Annotated in this window: 6 protein-coding genes and 2 pseudogenes; 4 read left to right on the top strand and 4 right to left on the bottom strand. The window is 59.7% G+C overall.

Annotation, left to right across the window (positions count from 1 at the left end; translation table 11 throughout):
• Nucleotides 1–84 precede the first annotated feature (84 nt).
• A complete protein-coding gene (locus BM438_RS44170) occupies nt 85–711 on the bottom strand; it encodes a hypothetical protein (RefSeq protein ID WP_244179619.1) in 627 nt (208 codons plus the stop codon).
• On the opposite strand from BM438_RS44170, the gene BM438_RS44165 reads away from it, so the two are divergent.
• From BM438_RS44165 to BM438_RS44155, 3 genes are all read left to right on the top strand, one after another.
• Complete coding sequence (locus BM438_RS44165) at nt 710–1699, top strand: phage portal protein (protein WP_093647834.1); 990 nt, start codon at nt 710–712, stop codon at nt 1697–1699. The genes BM438_RS44170 and BM438_RS44165 overlap by 2 nt on opposite strands.
• 439 nt (nt 1700–2138) lie before the next feature.
• A complete protein-coding gene (locus BM438_RS44160) occupies nt 2139–2408 on the top strand; it encodes a hypothetical protein (protein ID WP_093647832.1) in 270 nt (89 codons plus the stop codon).
• A gap of 468 nt (nt 2409–2876) precedes the next feature.
• Complete coding sequence (locus BM438_RS44155; protein ID WP_093647829.1) at nt 2877–3179, top strand: hypothetical protein; 303 nt, start codon at nt 2877–2879, stop codon at nt 3177–3179.
• Nucleotides 3180–3254: 75 nt separating this feature from the next.
• Here the strand turns inward: BM438_RS44155 and BM438_RS44150 are convergent, their stop codons facing one another.
• Together BM438_RS44150 and BM438_RS47185 are read right to left on the bottom strand one after the other, a co-directional pair.
• Nucleotides 3255–3467, bottom strand: a complete 213-nt coding sequence (locus BM438_RS44150) for an Ogr/Delta-like zinc finger protein (RefSeq protein ID WP_093647827.1) — start codon at nt 3465–3467, stop codon at nt 3255–3257.
• Nucleotides 3464–4345, bottom strand: a complete 882-nt coding sequence (locus tag BM438_RS47185; RefSeq protein WP_425270771.1) for an ogr/Delta-like zinc finger family protein — start codon at nt 4343–4345, stop codon at nt 3464–3466. The genes BM438_RS44150 and BM438_RS47185 overlap by 4 nt, the downstream gene beginning before the upstream one ends.
• A gap of 233 nt (nt 4346–4578) precedes the next feature.
• On the opposite strand from BM438_RS47185, the pseudogene BM438_RS44135 reads away from it, so the two are divergent.
• Nucleotides 4579–5119 (top strand): annotated as a pseudogene (locus tag BM438_RS44135) (CinA family protein).
• 71 nt (nt 5120–5190) lie between these two features.
• On the opposite strand, the pseudogene BM438_RS44130 reads toward BM438_RS44135, so the two are convergent.
• Nucleotides 5191–5544, bottom strand: a pseudogene (locus tag BM438_RS44130) (Tn3 family transposase); the annotation flags it as partial.
• Nucleotides 5545–6038 lie beyond the last annotated feature (494 nt).

The following is a 6038-nucleotide window of genomic DNA, read 5'->3' as shown; positions in this document are numbered from 1 at the left end:
GCATGGCGTGGAACAACTGGGGCAAAAAGTAGACAGGCTTGAACCCCTGTTCTCCGCCGCATCTGACGATCCGGTGTGCTTTAACTAGCGCTTACCGATTAGCGGCCACGCGTCGGCGAACGGATCCACCCGACTTCTCCACCAGTGCTTTGCCTTGGGTTGTTTCCGGTGCGTTGGACGTGCCTCACCTTCCTTCCATGCCGAAGAAAGGCTGGCGAGGAAGACGGCAATGTCTGATTCGCCCGCCGGCGCTGCTTCAGCACGCACGCCGTGGGCTGCGAAGTCGCTCAATGTCTGCTGAGCCGTTCGCATCTCCTGCAGCAGCCGCACAGGATCGAGGCCTTTGAACTGTGCCTTCAGTTTCTCTTTGATAGCTGGTTCAACGCTGTCGTGTGCCAGAAGCCGATCGCACGGCGTCGCCGGCGCTAAATAGACCTTGTGTACGCGCGCGCCGTCACGCGTCTTGGACTTCAGCTTGAACGAAGGCTGGAAGAAGTTAATGTATAGCCGCGATGACGCGTACAGCTGCGCCAGCGCGTTCCTGGCATCGACACCGCTCAGCCGGCCATAACCGACCAGCCGCCGCACGACGGCGCCGTTCACGGCGCCGTTCTTCTGCTCCACCCAGGCCTGATCGTTCTTCTTGTAGGCCCTCGAGCGCGTCTGAACCAGACCGCGGCCCTTGCAGTAGTCGAGGACGCTCTGGTTCATGAACGCACTGTCATTATCCGAGTCCACATTCGGCGACCCGATGCCGGTTATGGATCGGGCCGAGATCTTGGATTACGTCGAGAGCTGGTCAGCCGGTGACTGGTTTGAACCGCCGGTGTCGTTCGCCGGCCTGGCGAAGTCATTTCGCGCCGGCGTGCATCACAGCTCCGCGATTTACTTCAAGCGCAACGTGCTGTCATCCACATTCATTCCACACAAGTTGCTCACGCGCGAAGAATTCGACAAGTGGGCGCTTGATTTCCTGGTGTTTGGCAATGGCCCGATAGAGAGGCAAAAGAACCGGCTAGGCGGCACGCTCGCGCTCAAGCGGGCGCCAGCGAAGTACGTGCGACGTGCGACCGACTTGCAGCGCCTCTTTCAGGTCAACGACATACATGAAAAACACGAATTCGAACCGGGCGTGATCTTTAACCTGATAGAACCGGATATCAATCAGGAAGTGTATGGCCTGCCCGAGTATCTCGGTGCGCTGCACGCGGCATGGTTGAACGAGTCGGCGACGCTGTTTCGCCGGCGCTACTATGAAAACGGATCGCATGCCGGCTTCATCCTGTACATGACGGATGCAGCGCAGAAGCAGGAAGACGTCGACGCGTTGCGCGAGGCGCTGAAAAACAGCAAGGGACCGGGCAATTTCCGCAACCTGTTCATGTACGCGCCGAACGGAAAAAAGGAAGGGATTCAGCTTATCCCGGTGTCCGAGGTCACGGCGAAAGACGAGTTTTTCAACATCAAGAATGTGACGCGTGACGACCTGCTCGCCGCGCATCGCGTCCCGCCGCAGCTTATCGGCATGGTGCCGAGCAATACGGGCGGCTTTGGGGCCGCAGACACGGCGGCCGAGGTGTCTGGCGCTAACGAAATTGAACCGCTACAACGGAGATTTACTCAGATCAATGACTGGATCGGCGACGAGGTCGTGCGGTTCAACCCCTACAGTATCAAGCGAACATCCGCCACAGCTTGAGGATCTTCCTCCGATCGCGACGGGCTATGGCGCCGACCAGACCCGGTGACCCCGCCGAAAGTCAGGACTGGCCGCTATCGGATTTACAGGAGTGGGTGAAGATCGCGGACTGGTGGGTATCAAGGACTTCTCGACCATGACGGCCATTGACGTCGCCGATCGTGCGGCCTCGTTTGATTACTGGGGAAATGTAGTCGGGATGTAAGCCAGTCGTAGTGCGTTAGCGAAACAATTTGTCGCATTTTTTGCGATTTGTATCTCCGGAACGACGCGCGCCCTTCGCTGGAGCGTCTATAACAAAACTGGAGGCGGGGTAACTCGTTACCCCCGCATCGTCCCTGAAATCAGCGGGTCCAACCTTGGAGGTCTAGCGATTACGATCCGATGAATCCATGTTTTCTCATTTCGAATCTCGACTAGTTGAGTATCGGAGGTGATCATGGGGTACGAGTACGGCGGCTGGATCATTGACCCAACTCCTGAATTTTCCCTCGGAAAATTCTTCGCCCACGCGCGACTAATCCGCAGCTCGCCAGAAAGTAATGCAGACACTGAAAAGCACATCGAACGCGATCTCGCCAGGTGCGATACCGAGGCCGAGGCGATCCGGGCTGCCCATAAGTGGGCGGTCGCATGGATCGACGAACGCAACGACGGGGCCACCAGTACGCTGGCTAATAACGTCCCGGCCGAGACTCGGGCTAAATAAAGCGGCGGATGCATTGCGCTGGGCGGACAACCGGACTCAGCGATCATGATGGCCGCTTCGGCCCATCCCGGCGGATGGGCCGCTATTCTGCTTTCTTCAAAACTAATCGCTCGCCGTCCATCGATTGCATTCGACTCGGAATTGCGAAACGCGATCGCGTACCTCCTCTGGCCTGCTGCCGTCTGAGGGCGTGCGGGCAGCAATCTCTTAGCCCTGATCTGAGCGGTCGCCAACGATTGTGAAGAAGGCTCCGCAGTCTCCCCTCGGACACGGTCTTGTGGAATAACTAGCCACGTAACTACTACGTACTACATATGATAATGTTAAGAAAAAAATGATTTAGATCGTGCGAAATGGGTCCGCCACGAAGTGGCGAGACGGGCATGCCTGAAAATAATGAGCGAAGCGTTTGCGATCTGGTCAGGTACGAACCGTGCTGATTATCGGGTATCCGATGGAGGGAAGATCATGAAACATGTTATGAATGCAACGCGCTCAGTTCTGATGACGTTCGTGGCAGGCACAGCACTCGTCACGGCCAGCACGGCCTTCGCGCAAGTCTACGGCGCACCGCAACCGAGGTACGACGAGCCGGCTCAGGCCCCGGCACCGGGCGCGGCGATCACGTTCGGCTGGCACGGCGACCGCTACTGGGACGGCCATCGCTACTGGGAGCACGACGAGTGGATGCACGATCATCCGCATGAGCGTGACCCACGACGCGACCACGACCACGAACGCGAACACGCGAATACTGACAACTCTCGCTGAACGGTGTAGCGCGCCTGGTCGCCTCGCGGGACAGGTGCGCCCTTCCCTCTGATCTTCGGCCTCCCCCGGAACTGGTTAAAGATCAAACTGCAATTCGGTGTTGCTTCGCCTCTGCCGTTTAGGTATCGGCAGTTCAGGCGGGAACATTTCGAGTTTCGTGCGATACGTGTGACCGCATGTCACGTCATCGCACTGGAAATCAATTTCCCAATCCGTCTGCGACTTCTTTTCCATTGCACGCGCGATACCGCGAGCGCTGCAATGCGGGCAGGCGATTGTGAATCTCACGGCCGGTCCTCCCGAAGCATCGTCGTGCGCGCGTTCACCGCGCCGCGCAGCATTGGCGACGGCCGCACTTCGAGCGACACGCCTTCGCGCGGCCTGGATGACGGCGACAGCGAGAACAGGATTTCAAAACCCGCCGGCGTCTGATAGCCGCAGTCTTCGCAAACGAAGTACATGCGCCGCAGCGTTGTCGACAGACCTTCGGTGTGGCGCGCATCAATCTCGCCACTGCAGCACGGGCAGTCGATCTTCATCTGTGTCATGGGAATTCCTTGCTCTACAGGTTCCATTGACCCCGCTTCCCGCCGTCCCCTTCCCCACATGCGCTGATTTCGACGCTGCGATCCAGCTGCGCAATCGAATTGCGCCACCCCTGGCCGAACGCTGCGCGTACAGTTATTGACACAAGTCCGAGCGCTCGCGGCTTCGCCGCTGCGCTCAACCTTCCGCCACTCATAGCGGGTAGCCGGAACAAAAATCTCTGTTTCTTTCGAGTACGCACACATACCGTCCACGATGTAGGCAACACCCGTTGCCGCAACGCCGTACGGTACTTTGACCGGCGCAATTCCGTAGTGGCCTTCTCTGTGCTGCGTGGTTCGCTTCACATAAATCAGCCGTTCTTGCCCCGCAACACCGCCCATGGCGCGCGCGTATTGCGCCCAATCCGCCTTATGGGTTTCCGTCTTCTGCGCGGCATGCCATGCCGCCATAATTGCGGGAGATTCTTCGGCTGTTGGCAGGTCTTCCACCTTCAGACGCCGCAGCTCACGCCACACGCCAACAGGCGCACCGCCGAACTGCTGGAACTGGCGAATGCCCCACAGCGCGGCCCAAGCTTCCACGCGTTGCGATGGTGTAATTTCGTCTTCGCCCCACATATCCGCCTGGACGATATAGCCCTCTTGCGTCTTGTGGTCGCCGACTGCATGGCCGTCGGTGTTCTTGGCGATGTACTTCGCGATGTAGCCACCGCTAGATCTTCACAGCCGCGTAGGCGCGTCACCGCTCCCGCTCTGCTCAGGGTCAGCATCGCACGAGAATCGTGGACCGGTATTTGCTCGCTCCCTGACAACGAAGCCTCGTCCCATCGCGCCCCCGGCAGCACATAGCCATGAACATCCCCTTGCAGGTCGTCACCTTCCTCACATCGCACGGTCTTAAGCTCGCCGCCGCCGAGTCCTGCACCGGTGGGCAGATCGCGTCGTATCTCGCGAGCGTGCCGGGCAGCGGCGCGTGCCTCGACGTGGGTTTTGTCAGCTACTCGCCGTCCGGTAAAGCCGGCTTTCTCGGCGTGCAGGAAAGCACCATGGAGTGCTGGGGGCTCACAAGCGAAGGGGTCGCACGCGAAATGGCCAAAAGGCGCTGCGCCAGGAAGGCTGTTGTGCGGACATCGCGGTATCGAACACCTCGCCGGCACCGGAGCGGGTGACGGCGCCGGGGGCGACCCGCCGCCGGGTACGCAGTGCTTCGCGTGGTCCTTCCGGCTGGCGCCCGATGATTTCGTCACGTTTGCCGAAACGCGGCGCTTTGCTGGCAATCGCAACGAAGTGCGTTCGGCGGCCACGCTCTACGCTTTGACGCGCGTCGAGCATTATTTCAATCAGATCCCGCCCCACCGGCGGCAGCATCTTGAGCGACAACGGGCTTCCTAGTGTACGAAAAGTCCCATTCATTGACGGCGCCCCGACATTGCGTTTGGGGCGCGGTGGAACGGAAAACCGGGTTAAGCGTTTTCATGAGTCGCTGTAGCTGGATCACGTAAGAGCCGCGGCTCGCCCCTGGCCACCGCATCCGGCATCAAGAACGAATATCGCCCCAGCATGTTGATGTGCTAATGCAACACTGGCGACAGTCGCGCCACGTCTGCGTCCTTGATCGCATAGCCTTCCGTCCGCAGTTGGTCCAAGCACGCCTCGATATAGATCGTGTTCCACAACACGGTCGTGTCGAGCATCAGGCCGAGTGCACCTAACTGGTCTTCCTGACCCTCGCGGTAATGCTGACGCAGCTCGCCGCGCTTGCCGTGAAAGACGGTGCGCGCGACGCTATGGCGACCTTCGCCGCGGTTGAACGGTAAGCGGTCCATTTTCGATGTCTATCGGCTGGCGGCATGAGCGAGGAGCATAGCTGTCCACCTACGCTCCATGCAGCCGCCGGTATCGTCTTGACGCCAAGGAGCCGCGCGGGGCGATGGGAACTCGCAGCGCCTGCTTGCGTCACGTTAAGCGCACGCCGGTCGTTCGATGCGTGCAAGTTCGAGCCCACCATGGGACGCCTCGTAGGCTGCGGCATGGCTCGTCTACAAGCTTGACGGGTAGCACACCCCGGCATGGCCGCGCGTATACGCTCAGCGCCCAGCGCCGAACGTTCGCACGTTCATCGCGAGCCAGTTCGGCGCCGAGCCATCTTACTGGGCCCGAACTTCGATGGAGACCCGCCGGTCCGGTTGCAGGCAAGCGATGACTGCCCTGCTCCTGCCGTCCGGACATTGGGTTGTTGAATCACGGGACCCCACTCCCGTCGCATGAATCACCTCACCGTCAAGCCCATGATTGATCATGTATTCCCTTA

It is taken from the genome of Paraburkholderia aspalathi (assembly GCF_900116445.1).
GTDB classification, from domain to species: domain Bacteria; phylum Pseudomonadota; class Gammaproteobacteria; order Burkholderiales; family Burkholderiaceae; genus Paraburkholderia; species Paraburkholderia aspalathi.
This window is presented reverse-complemented; position numbering and strand designations above follow the sequence as displayed.

Excerpts from the sequence above, each read along its gene's own strand:
- BM438_RS44165 (WP_093647834.1), top strand. The coding sequence starts at position 710 with ATGAACGCACTGTCATTATCCGAGTCCACATTCGGCGACCCGATGCCG.
- BM438_RS44170 (WP_244179619.1), bottom strand. The coding sequence starts at position 711 with ATGAACCAGAGCGTCCTCGACTACTGCAAGGGCCGCGGTCTGGTTCAG.
- BM438_RS44160 (WP_093647832.1), top strand. The coding sequence starts at position 2,139 with ATGGGGTACGAGTACGGCGGCTGGATCATTGACCCAACTCCTGAATTT.
- BM438_RS44155 (WP_093647829.1), top strand. The coding sequence starts at position 2,877 with ATGAAACATGTTATGAATGCAACGCGCTCAGTTCTGATGACGTTCGTG.
- BM438_RS47185 (WP_425270771.1), bottom strand. The coding sequence starts at position 4,345 with ATGTGGGGCGAAGACGAAATTACACCATCGCAACGCGTGGAAGCTTGG.